Source organism: Actinophytocola oryzae, assembly GCF_004364325.1.
GTDB classification, from domain to species: domain Bacteria; phylum Actinomycetota; class Actinomycetes; order Mycobacteriales; family Pseudonocardiaceae; genus Actinophytocola; species Actinophytocola oryzae.
This window is the reverse complement of sequence record NZ_SOCP01000003.1, coordinates 754,714-777,762: the sequence shown is the minus strand read 5'-3', so window position 1 is coordinate 777,762 and position 23,049 is coordinate 754,714. Positions and strand designations below refer to the sequence as shown.

Below are 23,049 nucleotides of genomic sequence, written 5' to 3'. Positions count from 1 at the left end.
GGTGAGCGGGCCTTCTCCCGGCGTCTTCCCTCCTGTGCGCGAAGGTCCCTGGGCTCGTTCCTCGCGCAGGGACCTTCGTGCTCGTCAGTCCAGACGCCGGCGGCCCGCTCACGGTGACATTGGCTCGCTCCGCTCGCGGTGAGCGGGCCTTCTCCCGGCGTCTTCCCTCCTGTGCGCGAAGGTCCCTGGGCTCGTTCCTCGCGCAGGGACCTTCGTGCTCGTCAGTCCAGACGCCGGCGGCCCGCTCACGGTGACATTGGCTCGCTCCGCTCGCGGTGAGCGGGCCTTCTCCCGGCGTCTTCCCTCCTGCGCGCGGAAGTCCCTGGGCTCGTTCCTCGCGCAGGGGCTTCCGTGCTCGTCAGTCCAGACGCCGGCGGCCCGCTCACGCGCAGCGTGGTTGCACGGTCTCTTCGCTTTTGGAGCGGGGCTTTCTCGGGGATTCGTCAAGACGGTGCGGGGTGGCTGGCTCGCAACCAGGCCAGTACCGCGGCTCGGCCGAGGGCTTCCGGGTCCACACCGATGACGGCGAGCCTGGTCGTGCACAGCGTGGCGTTGGGAAGGGCGTTCAGCCAGTCCTTCGCGATCGGTAGCGGGTGGACCGCGTCGTCGACGCACGCTGCCAGGCCCACCGGGACGTTCAGGGTCGACAGCTCCGCGAGTGTCGGTGCCGGACGTTCGGCGGGGGCGGCCAGTGAGTCGGCCAGGCCCTCGCCGTAGCCGCGCCAGGAGCGGGTCAGTTCGGCGGCCAGCCAGGGCGGCACACCGTCCGTCGCGGCTGCCAGCGCACCGTCCACGCCCCGGGTGCGCACCAGCTCGGCACCCGCCCTCGCCGACACCGCGCCAGGGGCGTCGCCGGGGCTGCCGTGCCAGCCGGGCAGGGCCAGTACGAGGCCGGCGCAGCGGTCCGGGTTCGCCAGTGCCCACTCGGCCGCCAGGTGGGCGCCGAACGACACCCCGCCTGCCACGACCGGGCCGTCCGACGCGGCCTCGTCGACGGCCTCCAGGTAGGCCTGTGCGAGCATCCGTCCTGGCACGGGCTTCGGGGTGACCACGCGGACCGAGACGGCCGCGAGGGGCACCTCGAACACGGATCTGACGAACACGTCGTCCGAACCCGTGCCGGGGAGCAATACGGCGGTTTCTACACGTCCCGGTTCCGCAACATTCACGTGCTGGATCCTCCACCAGGTAGTGCTTTGGGTGGTTACGCTGGATTGGTCCGGGCCGGAAAGTCGGGGCCGGCCCCCATGAAAACAGGAGCGCCATAGATGGGCACCGGGAAGGGCCCCTTCCGCCGCTTGGTCAAACGACTGACGAGCGACGTCGAGGAGCTCGACGCCGACGACCTGTCGGAACATGTCGAGGCGGTCGGAGCACGCAGGGCATGTGACTGCCGGTCGGGCGAGCAGGTAACCGTGCTCGGCCGGTTGCGTAGTGTGGAGCTGAGCCCCCGGGACGCGGTCGCGACACTCGAGGCCGAGCTGTTCGACGGAACAGAGGGTGTGACACTAGTCTGGCTCGGTCGCCGCCGGATCCCCGGCATCGAACCGGGCCGGACGATCAAGGCGCAGGGCAGAATCGCCATGCGGGACGGCCGCAAGGTGCTCTACAACCCCTACTACGAGCTGCAGACGACTACATGACTGAGAAGACCGACAAGACCGTCGAGCCCGCCGAGACCTCGGACGAGGTTCCCGCCACCCCCGAGGAGGAGAGGGAACAGACTCTCCTCGAGCAGATGGGCGGGATCAGCGGGCTGATCTACTCGTCGGTTCCCGTGCTCGTCTTCGTGCTGCTCAACACCATCTTCGGGTTGACGGTCGCCATCTGGGGCTCGCTCGGGAGCGCGGCGCTGATCACCGTGGTCCGCGTGGTCCGCAAGGAGCCGCTGCAGCCCGCGATCTCCGGCTTCATCGGCGTCGGGGTCGCCGTGTTCATCGCGTACCGGACGGGCTCGGCCAAGGGCTTCTTCCTGTTCGGCATCTGGGCGAGCCTGGTGTACGGCAGCGTGTTCCTGCTGTCGATGCTCGTGCGGCGCCCCCTCGTCGGCGTGATCTGGTCCTACCTGAACGGGCACGGCATGGCGTGGCGGGCCGACCGCAAGGCCATGTTCGCCTACCAGATGGCCACGCTGACCTGGGTGCTCGTGTTCGCCGCCCGGTTCGTCGTGCAGCGCTGGCTCTACGACGCGGACCACACCGGCTGGCTGGCGTTCGCCCGGCTCGCCATGGGTTACCCGCTGACCGCGGTCGCCCTCGTGGTCACGGTGTGGGCGGTCACCAGGGCAGGCCACCGCGTGAAGAAGGTCGAGGCGGACGCCGAGGCCGAGGAACGCGAGATCGAGGAACGGCTGCGGGCCAAGTACTCGGGCAAGCCCGAACCCGAGAGCGCCTAGGACTCCAGCGCCGCCGTGGCCGCCGACTCCTGGGCGAGCGCACGCAGCGCGTCCAGCAGCACGCCACCCAGCGCGGTCATGATCACCACCCGTTCGGCCAAGTGGTCCACCTCCGACCCGACCAGCGTGGCCACCTCGGCACCGGCGAGCCGCTCCGCCGCGTCGGCGTAGGAGTCGAGCAGTCCGAGCGCGTCCGGCTCACCGAGCCGGTCCAGGTGGTCCAGGACACCGGCAAGCGCTGTCCTGGCGGGGTTGGTCTCCCGTGCCCGCCAGCCCCGCCGTGCGACCAGTGCGGCAACCCTGGCCACGGACTCCTCGCTGGGCGCCTCGGCGTGCGGCTGACGCGCCCGCTGCACGGCGAAGTGGACCTTGCCGAGCGACTCCAGCCTGCCGCGTCCGGGCTCGTGCATGAGCGTCAGCACCTCCCGTGCCGTCGCGATCGGCAGGCCGCCCACCTCGACCAGCGCCCGCACGAGACGGACCCGGTGTAAGTGCGACTCGTCGTACCGCGCCTGGTTCGGGCTGGTGCGCTCGCCGTGCGGGACGAGGCCCTCGCGCAGGTAGTACTTGATGGTCGCCACCGGCACCCCGGTGCGACGGCTCAGCTCCGCGATCCGCATGAGACTCCTCTCAGGTGGAGAGTGTCACTATCCATAAAACGGACAGTGCGACTATCCATCTGGGAGGAATTATGGGTGAGGGGCATTCCAGGCGCGCGGTACTGGGTGGTTCGGTGGCCGGACTGGCGGCGCTGGCCGTGGGCACGGGCTCGGCGAGTGCGGACGAGCGGCGCGGCCGGGGGCGGTTCGCGGGCAAGGTCGTGATCATCACCGGCGCGACCTCGGGCATCGGCAGGGAGGCCGCGGTCCTGTTCGCCGCGGAGGGCGCCGAGGTCGGCTTCTGCGGGCGCAGGGAGGAGCTGGGCCGTCAGGTGGAACGCGAGATCCGCCGGTCGGGCGGCGAGGCGACCTACACGCGTGCCGACGTCCGCGACCCGGCCCAGGTGCAGTCGTTCGTGGACGGCGTCGCCGCCAGGTACGGCCGCCTCGACGTGGCCTTCAACAACGCGGGCATCCACCTTGGCAAGCCCCTGCACGAGACCACCGTCGCCGAGTGGGACGACGTGCACCTGACCAACGCGCGCGGCGTGTTCCTCGCCGTCAGGCACGAGGTGCCGCACCTCGTCGACGGCGGGGTCATCATCTGCACGGCGTCGTCGCAGTCCGGCCACACGCGGCCCGGCCACAGCGCGTACACGGCGAGCAAACGGGCGGTCGAGGGCATCGTCCGGGTAGCGGCCCTGGACTACGGCTCGCGCGGCATCCGCGTGCTCGCCGTCAACCCGGGCACCACGGACACCCGCCTGGTCCGCCCGCCGGGCATCCCCGACGACCTGTGGGCGCGGTTCAAGCAGGCGTGGGGGCCGCTCAACGTGTACGGCCTGCCCCGCATGGCCGAACCGAGGGAGATCGCGTCCGCCGTGGTCTCGCTGGCCACCCCGGAGTTCGGCTACCTGACCGGCACGGAGGTCCTCGTCGACGGCGCCATGAGCGCGGGACGTCCCATGACCATGCCCCCGGGTTTCGAACCGCCGCGATAGCCGACCGACGGAGTCCTCCGGTGACCGCTCAGTAGCCGAGCGCCGTCCGGATCTCGTTCTCCACGTTCGCCGAGGCCACGAACAGCAGCTCGTCGCCGGCCTCCAGCGGGTCGTCGGGCTGCGGCACGATCACGCGGCCTCCACGCAGGATGACCACCAGCGCCGCGTCCTTCGGCAGGACGACCTCACGCACCGGGCGCCCCGCGAGCGGGGTGTCCTCCGGCAGGGTCAGCTCGACCAGGTTGGCCTGGCCCTGCCGCAGCGTGAGCAGCTGCACGAGGTCGCCGACGGACACGGCCTCCTCGACCATCGCGGCCAGCATGCGTGGCGTGGACACCGCGACGTCCACACCCCACGCCTCGTTGAACAGCCACTCGTTGGCCGGGTCGTTCACCCGCGCGACGACCCGCCGCACGGCGAAAACCGTCTTCGCGAGCAGCGACACGACCAGGTTGACCTGGTCGACGCCGGTCGCCGCGATGACCACGTCGCACAGCTGCATGCCGGCGTCCTCCAGCGACGCCAGCTCGCACGCGTCCGCGAGCACCCACTCCGCCTGCTCGACGGTCTGCGGCTCGTACTGGCTCTCCTGCCGCTCGATGAGCATCACCTGGTGCTCACCGGCGATCAGCTCCGCCGCGATGGACCGGCCGACCGCCCCGGCCCCGGCGATGGCGACCTTCATGACGCCCCCTCCCCGCGCGCTCCGCTCACGACCCCTCCTCGGGTGGCTGGGCAGCGGCGTTGGTGACGTCGCTCACCGTGCCGGACAGGGCCGCGACGTAGACCTGGTCGTCGTGCTGCACGACCGACTTCGGCGTGGGCAGCACCCCGGTGCCGAACCGCATGATGAACGCGACCCGCGCGCCGGTGGCCGCCTCCAGCTCGGCGACCGTGTGGCCGACCCAGCCCTCGTGGACGGGCACCTGCACGACCGCGACCTTGCCTGTCGGGTCCCGCCACGCCGACGCGACGCCGTCCGGCAACAGGGTGCGCATCAGCCGGTCGGTGGTCCACGGAACCGACGCGATCGTCGGGATGCCGAGCCGTTCGTAGACCTCGGCCCGCTTCGCGTCGTAGATCCGCGCGACCACGTGCTCGACGCCGAAGGTCTCCCGTGCCACCCGCGCGGAGATGATGTTGGAGTTGTCGCCGCTGGACACCGCCGCGAACGCACCCGCCCGCTCGATCCCGGCCTCGATCAGCACCCTGCGGTCGAAGCCGCCGCCGACGACCTGCTGGCCGTGGAAGTCGCTGCCGAGGCGGCGGAACGCCTGCGCGTCCTTGTCGATCACGGCGACCGTGTGGCCGAGGCGCTCCACCGCGGCCGCGAGCGACGAGCCGACCCGGCCGCAGCCCATGATCACCACGTGCACGACCTGGCCCTCCTCGGTGTTCGCGACCCAATGTCGGACGTCCGATGCAGAACCTACCGGTGGCTGCTCCATCCCGGTGACTGGACCGCCTACGCTTCCCACTCGTGCCCAAGCTCGCGTCCGTGCTGAAGCGCCTGGTAGTCGGACGTCCGTTCCGCACCGACCGCCTCGCGCACACGCTCCTGTCGAAACGCATCGCGCTGCCGGTGTTCGCCTCCGACGCGATGTCCAGCGTGGCGTACGCGCCCGAGGAGATCCTGATCACGCTGTCGGTCGCCGGTGTCGCCGGCTACACCTACAGCCTGTGGATCGCGCTCGCGGTGGTGCTCCTGATGCTCGCCGTCGTCGCCTCCTACCGGCAGAACGTGCACGCCTACCCCTCCGGTGGCGGTGACTACGAGGTCGCGACGGTCAACCACGGGCCGAGATCCGGGCTGGTGGTGGCGAGCGCGCTGCTGGTCGACTACGTGCTCACGGTGTCCGTGTCGATCTCCTCGGCCGCGGCCAACATCGGTTCGGTGGTGCCGTTCGTCGCGACGCACAAGGTCGAGTTCGCGGTCGGCGCGATCGTGGTCCTCACCGCGCTCAACCTGCGCGGCATCCGCGAGTCCGGCACGGTGTTCGCGATCCCGACCTACGCGTTCGTGGTCGGCATCCTGGCGATGGTCGTCTGGGGCGCCACGAGGGTGGTCCTGCTCGGCCAGGAGATCCCGGCGGAGAGCGCGAGCTTCGGGCTGGTGGAGGAGGGCGACCACCTCACCGGCTTCGCACTGGTCTTCCTGGTGCTGCGTGCGTTCTCGTCCGGCAGCGCGGCGCTGACCGGGGTCGAGGCGATCAGCAACGGCGTACCCGCGTTCCGCAAGCCGAAGTCGAAGAACGCCGCGACGACGCTGCTGCTGATGGGCGTGCTCGCGATCGTCATGTTCCTCGGCCTGATCATGCTGGCCGCCGCGACGCGCGCGAAGATCGCCGAGGACCCGGCTCGCCAGCTCGTCGGCGCGCCCGCGGGCTACGAGCAGAAGACACTGGTGGCGCAGCTCGCGAACGCCGTGTTCGGCGGGTTCGACCCGGCCATCTGGTACGTCGTGTTCTTCACCGGGCTGATCCTGGTGCTCGCGGCCAACACGGCGTTCAACGGCTTCCCCGTGCTCGGCTCGATCCTGGCGCAGGACAGGTACCTGCCGAGGCAGCTGCACACGCGTGGTGACCGGCTGGCGTTCTCCAACGGCATCGTCGGGCTGGCCGGCTTCGCGATCGTGCTGGTGGTGGCGTTCGACGCCGAGGTGACACGGCTGATCCAGCTCTACATCGTCGGCGTGTTCGTGTCGTTCGTGCTGAGCCAGAGCGGCATGATCCGGCACTGGAACCGCCTGCTGCGAGCCGATCCCGAGCGGGCGGCGGCGAGCAGGATGCGACGCTCGCGCGCGGTCAACGCCGTCGGCCTCACGATGACCGGGACGGTCCTCGTGATCGTGCTGATCACGAAGTTCACCAAGGGCGCGTGGATCGCCATCGCCGCGATGGGTGCGATCTACCTGCTGATGACCGCCATCCGCCGCCACTACGACCGCGTCGCCGCCGAGCTGCGTGAGGCGGAGCTGGACACGAAGACGGTCACGCTGCCGTCGCGCAACCACGCGATCGTGCTCGTGTCCAAGCTGCACCTGCCGACCCGCCGCGCACTGGCGTACGCCCGCGCCACCCGCCCGGACGTCCTGGAGGCGGTGACGGTCAACGTCGACGACGCCGACACGCGCGAGCTGGTGGCGCAGTGGGAGAAGGAGGACTTCTCCGTGCCGCTGAAGGTCGTCGAGTCGCCGTACCGGGAGATCACGAAGCCGGTGCTGGAGTACGTGAAGCGGGTGCGTGGGGCCAACCCGCGTGACGTGGTGACGGTCTACATTCCCGAGTACGTGGTCGGCCGGTGGTGGGAACAGTTCCTGCACAACCAGAGCGCGCTGCGGCTCAAGGGACGGCTGCTGTTCCAGCCCGGCGTGATGGTGACGAGCGTGCCGTGGCAGCTGGCGTCGTCGGAGCGGTTGAAGCAGCGGTACCGGGATCGTCAGGAACTGGCACCCGGCGCGGTGCGCCGGGGCCTTTCGGAGAAGAAGGACACCAAGTGAACTCGTGGCTGGGCCGTAGGTTCGAGGTGTCCGTCGGGGCGGTCGCCCACGGCGGACACTGTGTGGCGAGGCACGAGGGGCGCGTCGTGTTCGTCCGGCACACGCTGCCCGGCGAGCACGTGGTCGTGAAGGTGACCGAGGACAGGGGCGGCTCGTTCTGCCGTGGGGACGCCGTCGCCGTGCTGGCGCCGTCCCCCGACCGGGTGCCCGCGCCGTGCCCGGTCGCCGCGCCGGGCGGGTGCGGTGGCTGTGACTGGCAGCACGCGTCGTGGGCGGCGCAGCGGGCGTTGAAGGCGGACGTGGTGGCCGAGCAGCTCCGCAGGCTGGCCGGGGTGACGTGGCCGGTCGAGGTGGAGGAGCTGCCCGGCGGCCCGCTGCGGTGGCGGACCCGCGCACGGCTGACCGTCGACTCGGCGGGCAGGCCGGGGTTCCGCGCACACCGCAGCCACCGCGTGGTACCGGTGACGGACTGCCCGATCTCCGCCTACGGCACGGTCGACGCGGTGGCGGACCGGACGTGGCCGGCGGGCGCGGCGCTGACGGTGTCGGTCGACGCCCTGGCCGACACGCACGTGGCGGTGGACGGTGAGGGCGGCGGGGTAGCCGTGGAACGCGCGGCCCGCAGGGAGTGGCGGGTGTCGGCGGACGGCTTCTGGCAGGCCCATCCCGACGCGGCGGACGTGTACGCCGAGGTGGTCGAGGGCTGGACGGGTCTGGAGGCAGGCGAGTCGGCGTGGGACCTGTACGCGGGGGTGGGGCTGTTCGCGTCCGTGCTGGCGGAGCAGGTGGGGCCGACGGGGACGGTGATGGCGGTCGAGTCCTTCCGGCCCGCCGCGGTGGAGGCGGCCGAGAACCTGGCGGACCTGAAGCAGGTCCGGGTGCTCGCGGGCAAGGTCGAGGCCGTGCTCCGGGCGGCCGAGGGTCCTGACCCGGCGGTGGTCGTGCTCGACCCGCCGCGCAAGGGCGCCGGCCGTGAGGTGGTGGAGGCGATCGCGGCGAGGACGTCCCGGCGGGTGGTCTACATCGCGTGTGACCCGGCGGCGCTGGCCCGCGACGTGGCGACGTTCCGGTCGGAGGGCTTCACCCTGGAGAAGCTGCGGGCCTTCGACGCGTTCCCGATGACGCACCACGTGGAGTGTGTGGCGCTGTTCACCCGCTCCTAGGCCTCCGGCCGTACTGAAGGCGTCCTTCGTAACGCTGGGCGTTACGAAGGACGCCTTCAGTACCTAGCGGCTCGAGGGGTCCCACCAGCCGCGGTCCTGGGTGTCGGCGTCACCGGTGAACGGACCTGCGGGAATCCCCGGCGGCGGGGTGGGCTGCTGGGGTACGGCGAACCCGCGTGGCGGGCTGGCCGGTGCGTGGCCGGTGAACGGTCCGGCCGGCACGCCTTCTGGTGCGGTGGGGGTGCCGTGCGGGGGTGTGGGGTGCTGGGGTGCGGTGAATCCGTGTGGTGGGCTGGGTGGTGTGGCGTCGTGGCGGGTGAATGTTCCGGCCGGCCTTGGTCCCGGGCTGGTGGGGGTGCCGTGCGGGGGTGTGGGGTGCTGAGGTGTGGCTGAGTCGGGTGGTGGGGCGGCAGGCGCGTCCGCTCCGCCGGGGAGCGGTCCGGCCTGCGCGGTTCCCGGACCGGTGAATGGTCCGGCGGGGAGGCCGTGGGGTGGTGTCGGCGTGCCCTGTTGACGGGGCATGCCGGGTGGTGGCGTCGGCGGTCCGCCTGCCGGAGCACCCGGTCGCATCGGGAATCCACCAGGTCCGCCCGGCTGACCCGGTCCACCAGGGCCGCCCGGCTGACCTGCGCCCGGCCTCGCCGGACCACCGGGACCGCCCGGACCGCCCGGTTGGCTCGGTCCTGGCCTCGCCGGTCCGCCCTGGCCACCGCCTGGGCGTGCCTGCCCTCCCTGGCCGCCTTGGGGTGCCGGGCCGCCCTGGGGTCCTGCCTGGCCCGGGGTGCCTGCTTCCGGCGCGTCCTTGGCCGGGAGTCCTGCCCGCTGGCGTAGCCACCCGGGGATGTTGTCGTCCTCGCGGGGGTAGAAACGCAGCTCGTCGGCGAAACCGATCGGCGGTGGGACGCGGCGCCAGCGGGGTTCGGCGTCCGGCTCGAACTCGGCGTTGAAGGTGCTCGGTGGGTCGAGTACGTACAGTGCCGACAGCCACGTGCCCCTGCCCGGCCGGTACATGCCCTGCCGCAGCCGTCCGAGCCCGTCGACGACCTCCTGCGGTGGCCGCACCGGGCGCTCGACGCCGTCCGGCCCCTTGACGAAGACGTCCACCTCGACGTGCCGCCCCGCCGACCGGTACTCGGCCCTGACCTGCTGCCAGTCGGCCCCCGCCGCGGACAGCAGCGCCCGCCCCACCTGTCTGGTCAGCTGGTCCTGCTCCGCCTGCGCCATCACCGGCTGCGGCTCGGTCACTTCTGGTCCCCACCCTCTATGGCCGATCGTGAGCCCTGACCCTACCGAATCACAGCGTCGGGTTCGGCCCGAACGACAGTCCCAGCTGGAACGGGTGCATACCCCACGTGGCCACGGCGAACCTGGTCAGCAGCCCGGAGGCCCTGATCGTCTGGTCCGTCGCGGGCGACGCGAGCACCTGGGTGTCCCCGTCGACCGGTTGTTGGTCGCGCCACACCGGTGCCCCCTCGGGGATCGGCGAGGTCTCCACGACGGAGTGCCAGTCGCGCCCGTCCGTCCGCAGCATGATCAGCACGACCGGCCGCATGGGTATCTCCCAGCCACCCGACTCGACGGCGACGAACTCCCCGCGCCGAACGGACGCGAGCACCACCTCGCCGAGCCACGCGTACAGCTCGGACACGGCCTTGTCGTCGACCGCCGCGTAGGCCTCCTCCCGGGTGGCAGGCTCGAGCTGCGTGCTGGTCCCGCCGAGGTGCCCGGTCTCGTCCCGGGTCCGGTTCATCATGAACAGGGTGCCCCTGGACGGACTGAGCATCGCGGCCTCCCGGTAGCGCCGCTCGTCGATCTCCGACCGGGACCCGATGCCCGCGCCCAGCCGGGACCGCACCGCGTCGGGGTCGGTCATCCGCCAGAAGGTGACGCCGTCCTCCTGCCAGAGCGGCAGGTACCCGGCGAGCGGCAGCCCGACCAGGACGGTCTGGAGCACGTCTCCCGCGGATCCCGGCGGTCGACCGCGCCGGGTACGCACCGCACGCCGGGGCGTCGCCTCGTCGGCGGGCTCGAACAGCGACGCGGACGATGCCTCGTCGGCCGGAGCCGGGGTGTCGTCGGATGCCGGGTCTCGCGGTTCCGCCGAGGGCTCCGGCCGGAACAGCCGCTCGGCGTCGAATCCCGGCTGGGCCTGTGAGGGATCGGGCTGCGGGGACGCCGGCTCGGCGTGGCGTGCGGGCTCTGGCTCGTGCCGGACCGGAGCCGCACGCCTGCGCCGGTAGACCGACTCGGACGACGGCTCGGGCCGCGGCTCGGGCTGCGACTGCGGCTCGAACAGGTCGGCAGGCTCGGGTGGGTCCGGTTGGAACACCGAGTCGCGGTGGCGAGGGGTGGCGGTGTCCTGGTGGAACTGTCGTGACGGGAGCTGTGCTGCCTCGGACGGCGGCGCGGGGACGTTGCGCGGTGTCGAGTGGAGGGTCGGCGGTTGAGCTGCCGGTTCGGGGGGCGGCGGCTCCGGGTCGAAGATCGAGTCGCGGCGGCGGGGAAGGGCGGTCTCCTGGAGAGGCTGGTCCGACTGCTCCGGGTGGTGCGATGCCCTGGGACGAGGTGTTGGTTCCGGCCGCTGCGGGAGGAGTGGATCCGGCTGCGGTTCGGGTCGGGTTGGCGGCTCTGGCGTGAAGATCGAGTCGCGGTGGTGTGCGGGGTCTGGGCGGGGCTCGGCTGGCTGAGGGTTTTGTTCGCGGTGGGGTGTTGGGTCGTGTCGTGTCTGTGTGTCGGGGTTTGGCCGAGGTGGCTCGTGCGGGTGTGGTTCGAATGCCGAGTCGCGGTGGTGTGCGGGGTCTGGGCGGGATTCGGCTGGCTGGGGGTTTTGTTCGCGGTGGGGTGTTGGGTCGTGTCGTGTCTGTGTGTCGGGGTTTGGCCGAGGTGGCTCGTGCGGGTGTGGTTCGAATGCCGAGTCGCGGTGGTGTGCGGGTTCTCGGTGGGATTCAGCCGACTCGAGGGTCTGCTCGCTGCGGTGAGGCGTCTCGGGACGAGGTGCTGGGTTGCGGCGCGGCAGGGGGCGGAGGTTTGGTTCGGATTGGGTCGGCGGCTCTGGCGTGAAGATCGAGTTGCGGCGGCGTGTGGGTTCTGGGCGGTGCTCTCCCGGCTGGCGGTCCTGGTCGGGGTGGTGCGGTGCGTCGGGCTGGGGTGCCGGGTCGTGCCGTGACTGCGTGCCGGGGTTCGGTTGTGGTGGTCCGTGTGGGTCTGGTTCGAACACCGAGTCGCGGTGGTGTGGCGTGCCGAAGCGGGCCGTGGACTCGCCTCGCCTGCGTGTGCGGAGGCCTGGCTCTGGCTCACCTGCGGGCTCGGGTCGTGGATCTGGTCCCGACGCGGAGTCTCGGTGGCGGGGCGTGCCGGGGTCCGGGAGGGACTGTCCTTGCTGGAAGGTCTGCTCGGGGCCTTGTGGCGCTTCCGGTCGAGGGGTGGTCGGCGGCAACGCGCTGAGATCCGGGTCAACCGACGGCTCCGGGCCACGCTGGGACGAGGTCTCGGACGGTTGCGCGTGTCGGCCCGACTCGGGCGGTGACGTGGGCTCGGCGTGGCGGGACTGCTCGGCCTGATGATCCGAGCGGAACAGCTGTTCTGGACTGAAGCCGCTGTCGGTTTCGGCGGGAACAGGCTCCTCGCGGACGGCCGGTGCGGGCTCGGGGTGCGGCGGCCGTTCCGGACCGGGGTGGGGCGGCTCGTTCCGGAGTTCGGTGTCCGGCTGGAACGCCGCGCCCGGGGTGGGGCCGAACGTCGGCTCCGCCTCCGGACGGGACGTCGTGGCCGACCACTCCGGACGGTGCGGTTCCTCGGCCGGTAGGTCCTCGTGCGGTGGCTCGTCCGTGAGGTCGGTCAGGAAGGACGGGGCCGGGCGGAACGCCGGCTCCGGGGAGAACGGGGACTCGGCCTCGGGCGCCTGCGGCTGGGACGTCCACGGTTCACGGGCGGGCTCGGGCGCCCCGCCGTGCGGCTCGGGTGCCCACGGTTGAGGCATCCGCGACTCGCGGCCCTGCGGCTCGGCCGTCCACGGTTCACCCGTTCGTGGCCCGGGGGCGTGCGCCTCGCGGGCAGGGGCCTCGGTTGCCCACGGCTCGCCGCCCTGTGGCTCGCGGGCATGCTCCTCAGCCGTCCACGGTCCGGGGGTGTGCGGTTCGCGGGCTTCGGGTGTCCACGTTTCGGTGGCCTGTTGCCCGGGGACGTGCGTCTCGGCTGTCCACGGCCCGGCGGTACGTGGTTCGTGGGCTTCGGGTGTCCCTGTTTCGGTGGCTCGTGGCTCGTGGGCTCCGGGTGCCCACGAGCCGGTGGCCTGTGGCCCAGGGGCGTACGGTTCGGGCGCCCACGGTCCGGCGGCCTGTGGTTCGCGGGTCTGCGGCTGCGGGAGCCCTGGTTCGCGAGGGGCCTGGCGTTCGTGAACCTGCTGTTCAGCGGGCCGCGGTGGTTCGGGACGGGCCTGCTCCGGCGGGAGAGCCTGCCCAGCAGCGGGCGGCGGGGCCTGCTGAACGGCAGCGGGTGCCGCCTGCGGAGGAGCCTGCCCGGCCGGAGAACCCGGCGCGTGCGGGGGAGCGAACACGAACGGCGGCAATGCCGCGAACCGAGGGTCCACCTTGGCCGTGGCGAGCATGTGGTGCGCCCACGCCCTGGCCCTGGTCAGCGGGTGGTCCGGGAACTGCTGGTCCCACGCGGCCTCGTCGGCCAGGCTGTACGGGAGCTGACCATGCACGTCCGGCGCGTACGGATGCGGCGGGAAACAGTGCTCGAACCCCACCTGGGCGGCCACCGTCGACTCGCGGAGGCCCGTCGTGTGTTCCTCCGCGCACTGGATGCGCAGCACCACACTGCAGTGGGACCTCGGCACGGTGAAGGCCGCGATGAACGCGAGGCCCGTGTCCTGGCCGGGGATGGGCAGCTTGATCAGCTGGAACAGCGTGGGCACTCCGTCGAGCGTGACGACGTGCGCCTCGATGATCGAGCCGGTCTCGGCCGTCTCCTCCGCGAGCTTTCTGCGCAGGAGCGGCAGGTCCGCCAACGGCGCGGGGATGTCGGGCACCAGACCGATGTAGGTAAGACTGACTTGGTCACCTGTTCTCGCGTCGAACCAGGTTCGCTCGTCGTGTCGTTCCATGCCGGTGGTGTCGAATGCGACTGGCACCCGCACGAGTGTAGGGGCGTGCGGGTCTGACCGGCCCACTCCGTGAGCGGAGGCCCATGTCACGGACCTCTGTGTACACGACCGTGGGGTCATCGCGCGGAGCCCCCGAGCACCCACGAGCGCCGGTCGTAGACTGGCTGTCACCTGCACGACGTCCCGCGATCTGAGAAACAGGGGTGACCAGCGGTGACCGACGAGGAGTCCCTGCTCGCCACGGTGCACGGCCCGGCCGACCTGAAGAGGTTGGCGCCGGACCAACTCCCCCGGCTGGCCGCGGAGATCCGCGAGTTCCTCGTCGACAGAGTCACGACCACCGGCGGGCACCTCGGCCCCAACCTCGGCGTCGTCGAGCTGACCATGGCCATCCACCGGGTCTTCGACTCGCCCGACGACCCCGTGATCTTCGACGTCGGCCACCAGGCCTACGTCCACAAGGCGCTCACCGGCCGCCAGGCCGACTTCGAACGCCTCCGGCTCCTCGACGGCCTCTCCGGCTACCCGAGCCGCGCCGAGAGCGAGCACGACTTCGTCGAGAGCAGCCACGCCTCCTCGGCCCTCTCCTACGCCGACGGCCTCGCCAAGGCCTTCGAGCTGCGTGGTGAGCGACGACACGTCGTGGCCCTCGTCGGGGACGGGGCCCTGACCGGCGGCATGTGCTGGGAGGCGCTCAACAACATCGCCGCGGGCAGGAACCGGCCGGTGGTGATCGTCGTGAACGACAACGGGCGGTCCTACTCGCCGACCATCGGCGGCCTGGCCGACCACCTCGCCTCGCTGCGCCTGTCGCCCGGCTACGAGCGCTCGCTCGAGGCGGGCAAGCGGATGCTGCAGGGCACCCCCGTCGTCGGCAAGCCGCTCTACGCCGCCCTGCACGCGGCCAAGCGCGGGATCAAGGACGCCCTCTCGCCGCAGATGATGTTCGAGGACCTCGGTCTCAAGTACTTCGGGCCCGTCGACGGGCACGACTTCGCCGCGCTGGACGCCGCGCTGCGCCGCGCGAAGGAGTTCGGCGGGCCGGTCATCGTGCACGTCGCCACATGCAAGGGTCGTGGTTACCCCCTCGCCGAGAACGACGAGGTCGACCAGATGCACCAGACCGACCCGATCGACCCCGTCACCGGCAAGCCGACCAAGGCCAAGGGCGCCGCCTCCTGGACGTCCGTGTTCGCCGACGAGCTGGCCCGCATCGGCGACGAGCGGCCGGACGTCGTGGCCATCACGGCGGCCATGCTCCGCTCGACCGGTCTCGCGAAGTTCGCCGAGGCGCACCCGGACCGGTGGTTCGACGTCGGCATCGCCGAGCAGCACGCGGTCACCTCGGCGGCGGGCATGGCGATGGCGGGCCTGCACCCGGTCGTCGCGCTCTACTCGACGTTCCTCAGCCGCGCGTTCGACCAGGTGCTCATGGACGTCGCACTGCACCGGCTGCCCGTCACGCTGGTGCTCGACCGGGCAGGCATCACCGGACCGGACGGGCCGAGCCACCACGGCATGTGGGACCTGTCGATCCTCGGGGTCGTGCCGGGCCTGCGGGTGGCCGCGCCCCGCGACGCCGACACGCTGCGCGAGGAGCTGAACGAGGCCGTCGCGGTCAAGGACGGCCCGACCGTGCTGCGTTTCCCGAAGGCGTCGGTCGGCGGCGAGGTCGCTGCGCTGGAGCGGCGCGGGGGCGTTGACGTGCTGCGCCGTCCCGACGCGCGCGAGACGAACGACGTCCTGCTCGTGACCGTCGGCGCGCTGGCGGAGCTGGGGATGGCGGCCGCGGACCGGCTGGCCGACCAGGGGGTCGGGGTGACGGTCGTCGACCCGAGGTGGGTCAAGCCGGTGCCGGCGGAGCTGGTGACGCTGGCAGGCGAGCACCGCCTGGTGGTGACGGTCGAGGACAACGGCCGCCACGGCGGTTTCGGCTGGGCACTGGCCGCCGCCCTGCGTGACGCGGACGTCGACGTGCCGTTGCGTGACCTCGGGCTGCCGCAGGAGTTCCACGGGCAGGGCACGCGCGCGGAGGTGCTGGTCAGCCTCGGCATGACCGCGCAGAACGTGGCGCGCCGCATCACCGAGTGGATCGCCACCCGCACGGACACGACCCCCGCACCGGCCGAGCTTCCCTAGCGCGGTACCGAGCGTCCTGAAGGACTCCTTCCTTACGCCCAGCGTTACGAAGGAGTCCTTCAGTGCACGCCCAGAGCACCGCCAAGCTCCTTGACCGGACCTGAGGGCGCGGTCAGGAGCACCTGTGGCACCGTTGTGGGGTGCGGATTCTGATCGTCGAGGACGAGGAGCCCCTGGCCGACGCCATCGCCAGGGGACTGCGTCGTGAAGGCATGGCCGTGGACGTGGCCCTGGACGGGGACGAGGGCCACGAGAAGGCGAGCGTCACCCGTTACGACGTGGTGGTGCTCGACCGCGACCTGCCGGGCATGTCCGGCGACGAGCTGTGCCGCGAGATCGTCGCCTCCGGGGCCCTGACCCGGGTCATCATGCTGACCGCGAGCGGGTCGGTCGCCGACCGGGTCGAGGGGCTGTCCCTCGGCGCCGACGACTACCTCGCCAAGCCGTTCGCCTTCGACGAGCTGGTCGCCCGCGTGCGGGCACTGGCCAGGCGCGCCACGCCGGTCACGCCGCCGGTGCTGCGGGCGGGCGACGTCGAGCTGGACCCGGCCCGCCGGACGGTCACCAGGGCCGGTCAGGGGGTCGACCTCACCCGCAAGGAGTTCGGCGTCCTCGAGGTGCTGCTCGCGGCGAGCGGCTCGGTCGTGTCCAGCGAGGAGCTGCTCGAACGGGTCTGGGACGAACACGCCGACCCGTTCACCACGACCGTGCGCGTGACCGTCATGACGCTGCGCAAGAAGCTGGGCGAGCCCGGCATCATCGACACCGTGGTCGGCTCCGGCTACCGGGTGCCCGCGGCGAGCCGGGTGGAATGACCAACGCTCGGCGGGGGCCGGGGCTCCGCGCCAGGATCACGATTCTGGCGACCGTTCTGGTCGCGGTCGCCGCGGCGCTGCTGTTGTGGCTCGGCTGGATGCTCGCCGGTGACGCGGTGGTGAGCCCGTCCCTGCCCGCGGGCACGACCGTCCGCGTCGGCGGGGTCCTCGTGAAGGCCGAGGACCTCACCCGGGTGCTCCAGGACAACGCCCGCTTCCGCGTGCTGGTGGCCGGTTCGGTCGCGTTCGTGTGCGTGGTGGCCGCGACGGCGCTGTTGGCCTGGACCTTCACCGGCCGCGTTCTGAAGCCCCTGCGGGACGTCACGGGCAGCGCACGCAGGCTCTCCGCCGAGTCGCTCGGTGAGCGGATCTCGCTGCGGGGCCCTCGCGACGAGGTGGCCGAGCTGGCCGACACGTTCGACGCCATGCTCGACCGGCTGCAGGCCGCGTTCTCCTCGCAGCGCCAGTTCGTGGCCAACGCGTCCCACGAACTGCGCACGCCCCTGTCGGTGATCCGCACCGAGCTGGACGTCACGCTCGCCGATCCCGGTGCCGACGCCGACGAGCTGCGCCGCATGGCGGGTGTCGTGCGTGCCGCGACGCTGCGGGCCAACCAGCTCGTCGACGGGCTGCTGCTGCTCGCGCGCACCGACGGCATGGGCATCGGCGTCGTGGAGCGCGTCGACCTGGCGGCCGTGGCGAGCAGTGCGTGGCAGGCCGTGCGGGTCGAGGCAGAGCAGCGCAGGCTGCGGGCCACGTTCACGTGCGCGCAGGCGCCCGCGTCCGGCGATCCCGCGCTGCTGGAGCGGGTGGCGGGCAACCTGCTGGAGAACGCCGTGCGGCACAACGTGGACGGCGGCTGGCTCGACGTCCGCACGAGCGCCGGGGCGGGCTGGGTGGCGTTGCGGGTGTCGTCGTCAGGGGCGGCGGTCGATCCGGAGCGGGTCGAGGAGCTGTTCGAGTCGTTCCGCCGGGGTGGCGTGCACCGGACCGCGCACACGGGCACGGGGCTGGGGCTGTCGATCGTGCGGGCGGTCGTGCGCGCGCACGGCGGCACGGTCGGCGCGGAGGCCGTCGTCGGCGGCGGCCTGACGGTGACCGTGCACCTGCCGCTGGCGCACTGAGCGATCCCAGGGCTACCTCAGGCCGAGCCGTTCGCTGAGGCCGATCGCGTCGGCCGGTGCCCGGACCTTCATGTCGTTGTCGAAGTACGCGAAGACGTCGAGGCCCTCACCGGTCCACTCGCGGACTCGGCGCGCCCACCTGTCGAGTGCCTCGTCGGTGTAGCCGCTGGCGTACAGCTCCGTGTCGCCGTGCAGCCGCACGTACATGAAGTCCGAGGTGACGTGTTCCAGGAACGGCCACTCCGCCGCCGCGTCCGCCACCACGAGCGCGATGTCGTGCCTGCGCAACAGGTCCGGCACCGCCGGGTCGGTGAAGGAGGCGTGCCGGACCTCCAGCGCGTGGCGCAGCGGCCGGTCGCCGGAGGTGCGGGGCAGCAGGTCGAAGAAGCCGGCGAGCAGGTCCGGGTCGAACGGCAGCGTGGGTGGGAGCTGCCAGAGCACCGGGCCGAGCTTGTCCTCCAGCTCGTGGACACCACTGCCGAAGAACCTCGCGAGCGGCTCCTCGACGTCGCGCAGCCGTTTCATGTGGCTGATGAACCGGCCGCCCTTGACCGCGAACAGGAAGTCCTCCGGCGTCTCGTCGCGCCAGCGCCGGTAGGACTCGGGCCGCTGCAGCGAGTAGAACGAGCCGTTGATCTCCACGGAGCTGACCTGCCGCGACAGGTACTCCAGCTCACGTCGCTGCACTAACCCTTTCGGGTAGAACTCACCTCGCCAGGGTGGATAACGCCACCCAGAAGTGCCAATGAACGCCCTGCCAGCCACCGGGACATCGTCCCAGCGACTACGCCTCCGCGCCGTTCAGCGCGGTCGACAGCGCCTCGGCGGTCAGGCCGATCTGCCACTCCCGCGCGCCGCTGTCCCGCAGCGTCTGGGCCACGGTCTCCACCGACAGGTCGGCGGGCGGGCGCCAGCACGTGCGGCGCACCAGGTCCGGCTGCAGCAGGTTCTCCACCGGCAGGCGGTTGGCCTCGGCGATGACCGCGAGCGCGGCACGCACGGCCGCCAGACGCGCGGCGGCGGCCGGGTCGCGGTCGCCCCAGCGGTTGGGCGGGGGCGGCCCGTCGTGCGGGGGTGACGGGTCGGGCAGCTCGCTCTTCGGCAGCCTGGCCGCCGTGCGCAACGCCCGCAGCCAGGTGTCCACGATGCGGCGCTGGGCGCGGCCCCGGAACACCGGCAGGGCGAGCAGCTCCTCCTCGGTGGTCGGGGCGGTGACCGCGGCCTGGACGATCGACGTGTCGGGCAGTACCCGGCCCGGCGCGATGTCCCGCTGCCTCGCGAGTGCGTCACGGGCCTCCCACAGCGCACGCACGGCCGCGAGCCCACGCGGCGAGCGCACCCGGTGGATGCCGGAGGTCCGCCGCCACGGCTCGGCACGCGGAGGCGCGGGTGGGGCGGTGCGCAGTGCCTCGAACTCCTCGAGCGCCCACTCGAGCTTGCCCTGCTCGGCCAGCTCGGCCTCGAGCGCGTCGCGCAGCGGGACCAGCAGCTCGACGTCCAGTGCGGCGTAGTCCAGCCAGTCCTGGGGGAGGGGGCGGCGGGACCAGTCGGCGGCGCCGTGGCCCTTCTCGAGGTGGTAGCCGAGCAGCAGCTCGACGAGGGTGCCCAGGGCGACCCGCTCGAACCCGGCCAGCCTGCCGGCCAGCTCGGTGTCGAAGAGACGCGCGGGATGCAGGCCCAACTCGTCGAGACAGGGGAGGTCCTGTGAGGCCGCGTGGAGTACCCATTCGGTGTCGGCGAGGGCGTCCACGAACGGGTCGATGCGGTCGTCGAGCGCGACCGGGTCGAGCAGGACCGTGCCCGCTCCCTCCCGCCGTACCTGCACGAGGTAGGCGCGCTGGGAGTACCGGTAGCCGGAGGCTCTCTCGGTGTCCACCGCGATCGGACCCTGGCCAGCGGCCAGTGCGTCCGAGGCCTCGCGCAGCGCCTCGAACGTTTCCACGACGTCCGGCGTGCCCTCTGCTGGCTGTGTCAGCAGTACCGGATCTGGCCGTGCCCCCTCAGCTGTTCCCGTCCCCGTGTCACCCACGGCGGATGACCATACGTCACGAGTGTGACAGTTGCGCAGGCAGCGACCCGTTTGTGACGGTAAGTGGCCGTTTTGGCCGGGCCCGCGAATGCCCTCGCGAGCCCAGCCAACACGTTCTAACTCAGCGAATCACGCCGGCTCGCATGGCCAGCGCGACCATCTGTGCCCGGTCGCCGGTGCCCAACTTCCTGCCGATCCGCGAGAGATGGGACTTCACCGTCAGAGCTGACAGGTTGAGTCCCTCGCCGATCTCCTTGTTGGACTGCCCGTCCGCGACGAGCTGCAGCACCTCCACCTCGCGAGCGGAAAGCTCACGCGGTGTGTTGTCGGTGCCGGGGACCCGCGTGCCCGTGGCGAGGATCGGCGCGACGCTCGGGTCGGCGTAGACGCCGCCCTCGAGTACACGACGAACCCCGTCGGTCACGACCACCGGCGAGGCCGACTTCAGCAGGTAGGCCTGAGCCCCTGCCTGGAAGGCCGAACGCACGGCGTACGGGTCGTCGGATGAAGCCAGCACCACGATGCGGGGCCAACCGTGGCCACGCAGCTCGGTGACAAGCTCGATCCCAGAGCCGTCCGGCAGGCCGAGGTCGAGGATCGCGAGATCGCACGGGCCGGTGGCCAGTGCTCGCGCCCTCGCTTCAGCCACCGTGGCGGCTTCGTGGACGGTGCCCGCACCCATCTGGGTCAAACGGGCGGCTATCGCCTCCCTTAGTAACGGATGGTCATCGACCACCAGCACCGAGAACAACTCTTCCCGCGGGTGCGGGACCATGTTCGCCGGCAAAACACCGGCTGGCGTGGTTCGAGCGGCCTGACCTAAGCCGACGGCAGCCACGTCACTACCTCCCTGGAGTCGGTCGTGCCCCCCGACCTACACCGGGACCTTCGGCCAAACAGCCGCGCCGCCATTGGACCGAAAGTGGTGTCGACGTCCGCAGCCTAGCCCCCCAAGCGGGTTAGCGGGATGATCAATTCGTTATCTATCCAATCGAGACATCACTCCGGCGGGCAGATGTAACACGATCGGGTGACTCTCGTCCGGTGACGTAACGTCTATGCCTCGGAACTCGATGAAACGGAGTCACGGCAGTGGCAAGTCCATCCTTCGAACGCGCTCAGGCCTTGCTCGGACGCACCCCTCTGGTCGACGGGCACAACGATCTTCCCTGGGCGCTGCGCTCACTCCCGGAGGTCGACGGGACACGGTCGGCGGCGTCCGAGGTCGATCTGGAGCAGCCGCAGCCCGGGTTGCACACGGACTTCCCCCGGCTGCTGGCGGGTGGGCTCGGTATGCAGTTCTGGTCCGTTTACGTTCCGTGTCGGCTCGCGGGCGACGAGGCCGTCACGGCGGTCATCCAACAGGCTGAGCTCGTCCACACCCTAGCCGAGCGGTATCCGTCGCGACTGCGAATCGTGGGCACCGCCGCGGAGGCCAGGGAGGCGTTCGCCGACGGCCGGATCGCCTCGATGCTCGGGGCGGAGGGCGGCCACTCCATCAACGAGTCGCTCGGCGTGCTCAGGGCGCTCTACCGGCTCGGTGTCCGCTACATGACACTCACCCACAACGACAACACCCCGTGGGCCGACTCGGCCACCGACGAACCGGCGGCTGGTGGTCTGACCGACTTCGGTCGCGAGGTCGTCCGCGAGATGAACCGGATCGGCATGCTCGTCGACCTGTCGCACGTGGCCGCGACGACGATGCGGGACGCGCTGGACGTCGCGCAGGCCCCGGTGATCTTCAGCCACTCGTCGTGCCGGGCCGTCGCCGACCACCCGCGCAACGTGCCGGACGACGTGCTGGAGCGCCTGCCGGACAACGGCGGGGTCTGCATGGTCACGTTCGTGCCCGCGTTCGTGTCGCCGGAGGTGGTGGCGTGGGACCGCGCGCTGCGCTCGGCCATGGCCGAGGCCGGGGTCAGGCACGCGGACCTCGACCAGCGTGACGAGTTCACGAAGACGTGGGACGGCCCGCGCCGGCCCGTCACGGACCTCGCCGCGGTCGTCGCGCACGTCGAGCACGCCCGCGACGTCGCGGGGATCGACCACATCGGGCTCGGCGGCGACTACGACGGTTGCGGCGAGCTGCCCGTGGGCCTTGAGGACGTCAGCTCCTACCCGAACCTGTTCGCCGCCCTGCTCGACCGGGGCTGGTCGGAGGAGGACTGCGCCAAGCTGGCGGGTGAGAACGTCCTCCGCGCGCTGACCGATGCGGAGAGCTTCGCCGCCAAGGCGTGACGGCACGACACTGAAGGACCCTTTCGAGACGTCGGACGCCTCGAAAGGGCACCTGCTCAGCGTGTCAGACGGTTTGCCTTGAGTGCCGCGATGAGGGCGGGGAGGTCTGCCCGCAGAACCGGGCCGACCGGGTTCTTGCTGTCCCGGACCGCGCCGGCGGCGGCCAGCTCGACGCAGTCACCGCCACTGCTGCTGAGGCTCGATTTCCGCCAGCTGAACACGAGATCGGACCTCATAGCGCCTCCCAGTACTTGCTTGCGCACGTTCACACAAGGCCGAACGAGTCCGTCCCCGGGTTTTTCTCCTGGAACGGCTCAGAAACCCTGTCGCTGGCTGAACAGCGTCACACCGACCGGCGGCAGGCCCACGACACTGGCCATCACGTCGAAGAAGGCCTCGCCGTGCGGGGCCAGGTTCTCGTCCACCGGGGTCCACGACGCACGCAGCTCGAGGTCGTCGGTTCTCGCCGGGCCCGCGATGTCGCCGAAGCGGGCGGACGAGGTGTCGGTCACGGTGCCGCCCAGCGCGCGGTACTCGGCGCCGGTGGCCGCCAGCGCGTCCGTCAGCCACGACCAGCCGACGGCGGGCAGCAGCGGGTCGGCGGCGAGCTCCGCGTCGACCTCCGCCCGCACGTAGGCCACGACCCGCAGCACCCCGTCCCAGGCCTCCTGGCCCTCCGGGTCGTGCAGCACGATCAGTCTGCCGGTGGCGAGCTCGTCCGATGGGCCGTTGACCTCCGCGGTGAACGCATACGCCCACGGCGCGAGGCGTTGGGGAGCGCGAACGACACCGAGCTGCAACTCGGGCCGTGGCCTCAGTCCCTTGAGGGCGGCGACAGCCCGAGTGAACAGTTCGGGTGCTCCCGACGTACTGGTCACGACTCGTAACTGTAGGACCACCCGAGTCAGCTAGTGGGGACGGCGCGCCGGAGTAGGTC

21 protein-coding genes are annotated in these 23,049 nt (G+C 71.6%); 10 read left to right on the top strand and 11 right to left on the bottom strand.

Annotated features, from left to right (window positions below; all coding sequences use genetic code 11):
* Positions 1-443: 443 nt before the first annotated feature.
* Positions 444-1,103 carry an alpha/beta fold hydrolase gene (locus tag CLV71_RS10935; protein ID WP_243866351.1) on the bottom strand — a complete coding sequence of 220 codons (660 nt, stop codon included), beginning with the start codon at positions 1,101-1,103 and terminating at the stop codon, positions 444-446.
* Positions 1,104-1,268: 165 nt separating this feature from the next.
* Here CLV71_RS10935 and CLV71_RS10930 point away from each other — a divergent pair, with 165 nt between their 5' ends.
* Both CLV71_RS10930 and CLV71_RS10925 read left to right on the top strand, forming a co-directional pair.
* Positions 1,269-1,643, top strand: coding sequence for an OB-fold nucleic acid binding domain-containing protein (locus CLV71_RS10930; protein WP_133902512.1), 375 nt, complete (start codon positions 1,269-1,271; stop codon positions 1,641-1,643).
* Positions 1,640-2,395: a DUF3159 domain-containing protein gene (locus CLV71_RS10925; protein ID WP_133902511.1), complete on the top strand. Its 756-nt coding sequence runs from the start codon at positions 1,640-1,642 to the stop codon at positions 2,393-2,395. Before CLV71_RS10930 ends, CLV71_RS10925 begins: the two co-directional genes overlap by 4 nt.
* Here the strand turns inward: CLV71_RS10925 and CLV71_RS10920 are convergent.
* Positions 2,392-3,015, bottom strand: coding sequence for a MerR family transcriptional regulator (locus tag CLV71_RS10920; protein ID WP_133902510.1), 624 nt, complete (start codon positions 3,013-3,015; stop codon positions 2,392-2,394). The genes CLV71_RS10925 and CLV71_RS10920 overlap by 4 nt on opposite strands.
* A 71-nt stretch (positions 3,016-3,086) precedes the next feature.
* On the opposite strand from CLV71_RS10920, the gene CLV71_RS10915 reads away from it, so the two are divergent.
* Positions 3,087-3,995 (top strand): SDR family NAD(P)-dependent oxidoreductase, encoded by a 909-nt coding sequence (locus tag CLV71_RS10915; protein ID WP_133902509.1) that lies wholly within the window; start codon positions 3,087-3,089, stop codon positions 3,993-3,995.
* A 28-nt stretch (positions 3,996-4,023) separates the two neighbouring features.
* On the opposite strand, the gene CLV71_RS10910 is transcribed toward CLV71_RS10915, so the two are convergent.
* On the bottom strand, positions 4,024-4,680 hold the full coding sequence (locus CLV71_RS10910) for a potassium channel family protein (RefSeq protein ID WP_133902508.1): 657 nt from the start codon (positions 4,678-4,680) through the stop codon (positions 4,024-4,026).
* Between the two features lie 25 nt (positions 4,681-4,705).
* A complete protein-coding gene (locus tag CLV71_RS10905; protein ID WP_133902507.1) occupies positions 4,706-5,371 on the bottom strand; it encodes a potassium channel family protein in 666 nt (221 codons plus the stop codon).
* Between the two features lie 104 nt (positions 5,372-5,475).
* Between CLV71_RS10905 and CLV71_RS10900 the strand changes: the two genes are divergently transcribed.
* Together CLV71_RS10900 and CLV71_RS10895 are read left to right on the top strand one after the other, a co-directional pair.
* A complete protein-coding gene (locus tag CLV71_RS10900) occupies positions 5,476-7,494 on the top strand; it encodes an APC family permease (RefSeq protein ID WP_133902506.1) in 2,019 nt (672 codons plus the stop codon).
* Positions 7,491-8,657: a class I SAM-dependent RNA methyltransferase gene (locus tag CLV71_RS10895; RefSeq protein WP_133902505.1), complete on the top strand. Its 1,167-nt coding sequence runs from the start codon at positions 7,491-7,493 to the stop codon at positions 8,655-8,657. The genes CLV71_RS10900 and CLV71_RS10895 overlap by 4 nt, the downstream gene beginning before the upstream one ends.
* A gap of 63 nt (positions 8,658-8,720) precedes the next feature.
* Here CLV71_RS10895 and CLV71_RS47580 read toward each other — a convergent pair whose 3' ends face one another.
* Positions 8,721-9,902, bottom strand: coding sequence for a hypothetical protein (locus tag CLV71_RS47580; RefSeq protein ID WP_166664033.1), 1,182 nt, complete (start codon positions 9,900-9,902; stop codon positions 8,721-8,723).
* A 49-nt stretch (positions 9,903-9,951) separates the two neighbouring features.
* A complete protein-coding gene (locus tag CLV71_RS47575) occupies positions 9,952-10,986 on the bottom strand; it encodes a hypothetical protein (RefSeq protein WP_166664032.1) in 1,035 nt (344 codons plus the stop codon).
* Positions 10,987-13,462: 2,476 nt separating this feature from the next.
* Between CLV71_RS47575 and CLV71_RS47570 the strand changes: the two genes are divergently transcribed.
* The 4 genes from CLV71_RS47570 to CLV71_RS10875 all read left to right on the top strand — a co-directional run bounded on the left by CLV71_RS47570 (position 13,463) and on the right by CLV71_RS10875 (position 17,842).
* Positions 13,463-13,702: a hypothetical protein gene (locus CLV71_RS47570; protein WP_166664031.1), complete on the top strand. Its 240-nt coding sequence runs from the start codon at positions 13,463-13,465 to the stop codon at positions 13,700-13,702.
* 275 nt (positions 13,703-13,977) lie between these two features.
* A complete protein-coding gene (dxs, locus tag CLV71_RS10885) occupies positions 13,978-15,903 on the top strand; it encodes a 1-deoxy-D-xylulose-5-phosphate synthase (RefSeq protein ID WP_133902504.1) in 1,926 nt (641 codons plus the stop codon).
* Positions 15,904-16,043: 140 nt separating this feature from the next.
* Positions 16,044-16,718, top strand: coding sequence for a response regulator transcription factor (locus CLV71_RS10880; protein ID WP_133902503.1), 675 nt, complete (start codon positions 16,044-16,046; stop codon positions 16,716-16,718).
* Positions 16,715-17,842: a sensor histidine kinase gene (locus CLV71_RS10875; RefSeq protein WP_133902502.1), complete on the top strand. Its 1,128-nt coding sequence runs from the start codon at positions 16,715-16,717 to the stop codon at positions 17,840-17,842. Before CLV71_RS10880 ends, CLV71_RS10875 begins: the two co-directional genes overlap by 4 nt.
* Positions 17,843-17,854: 12 nt before the next feature.
* Here the strand turns inward: CLV71_RS10875 and CLV71_RS10870 are convergent, their stop codons facing one another.
* The 3 genes from CLV71_RS10870 to CLV71_RS10860 form a co-directional block, all read right to left on the bottom strand.
* Positions 17,855-18,607: a DUF72 domain-containing protein gene (locus CLV71_RS10870; protein ID WP_243866350.1), complete on the bottom strand. Its 753-nt coding sequence runs from the start codon at positions 18,605-18,607 to the stop codon at positions 17,855-17,857.
* Between the two features lie 19 nt (positions 18,608-18,626).
* Positions 18,627-19,871, bottom strand: coding sequence for a ribonuclease D (locus CLV71_RS10865; RefSeq protein WP_133902501.1), 1,245 nt, complete (start codon positions 19,869-19,871; stop codon positions 18,627-18,629).
* A gap of 121 nt (positions 19,872-19,992) precedes the next feature.
* On the bottom strand, positions 19,993-20,709 hold the full coding sequence (locus CLV71_RS10860) for a response regulator (RefSeq protein ID WP_133902500.1): 717 nt from the start codon (positions 20,707-20,709) through the stop codon (positions 19,993-19,995).
* Between the two features lie 254 nt (positions 20,710-20,963).
* On the opposite strand from CLV71_RS10860, the gene CLV71_RS10855 reads away from it, so the two are divergent.
* Complete coding sequence (locus CLV71_RS10855; RefSeq protein WP_133902499.1) at positions 20,964-22,112, top strand: dipeptidase; 1,149 nt, start codon at positions 20,964-20,966, stop codon at positions 22,110-22,112.
* Between the two features lie 56 nt (positions 22,113-22,168).
* Here CLV71_RS10855 and CLV71_RS10850 read toward each other — a convergent pair whose 3' ends face one another.
* Complete coding sequence (locus tag CLV71_RS10850) at positions 22,169-22,348, bottom strand: DUF397 domain-containing protein (protein WP_133902498.1); 180 nt, start codon at positions 22,346-22,348, stop codon at positions 22,169-22,171.
* Between the two features lie 78 nt (positions 22,349-22,426).
* Complete coding sequence (locus tag CLV71_RS10845) at positions 22,427-22,990, bottom strand: DUF3000 domain-containing protein (RefSeq protein WP_133902497.1); 564 nt, start codon at positions 22,988-22,990, stop codon at positions 22,427-22,429.
* Positions 22,991-23,049: the final 59 nt, after the last annotated feature.

Coding starts and splice junctions, on each gene's coding strand:
- CLV71_RS10910 (WP_133902508.1), bottom strand. CDS start 4,680: ATGAAGGTCGCCATCGCCGGGGCCGGGGCGGTCGGCCGGTCCATCGCG.
- CLV71_RS10850 (WP_133902498.1), bottom strand. CDS start 22,348: ATGAGGTCCGATCTCGTGTTCAGCTGGCGGAAATCGAGCCTCAGCAGC.
- CLV71_RS10915 (WP_133902509.1), top strand. CDS start 3,087: ATGGGTGAGGGGCATTCCAGGCGCGCGGTACTGGGTGGTTCGGTGGCC.
- CLV71_RS10925 (WP_133902511.1), top strand. CDS start 1,640: ATGACTGAGAAGACCGACAAGACCGTCGAGCCCGCCGAGACCTCGGAC.
- CLV71_RS10930 (WP_133902512.1), top strand. CDS start 1,269: ATGGGCACCGGGAAGGGCCCCTTCCGCCGCTTGGTCAAACGACTGACG.
- CLV71_RS47570 (WP_166664031.1), top strand. CDS start 13,463: ATGCGCAGCACCACACTGCAGTGGGACCTCGGCACGGTGAAGGCCGCG.
- CLV71_RS10875 (WP_133902502.1), top strand. CDS start 16,715: ATGACCAACGCTCGGCGGGGGCCGGGGCTCCGCGCCAGGATCACGATT.
- CLV71_RS10920 (WP_133902510.1), bottom strand. CDS start 3,015: ATGCGGATCGCGGAGCTGAGCCGTCGCACCGGGGTGCCGGTGGCGACC.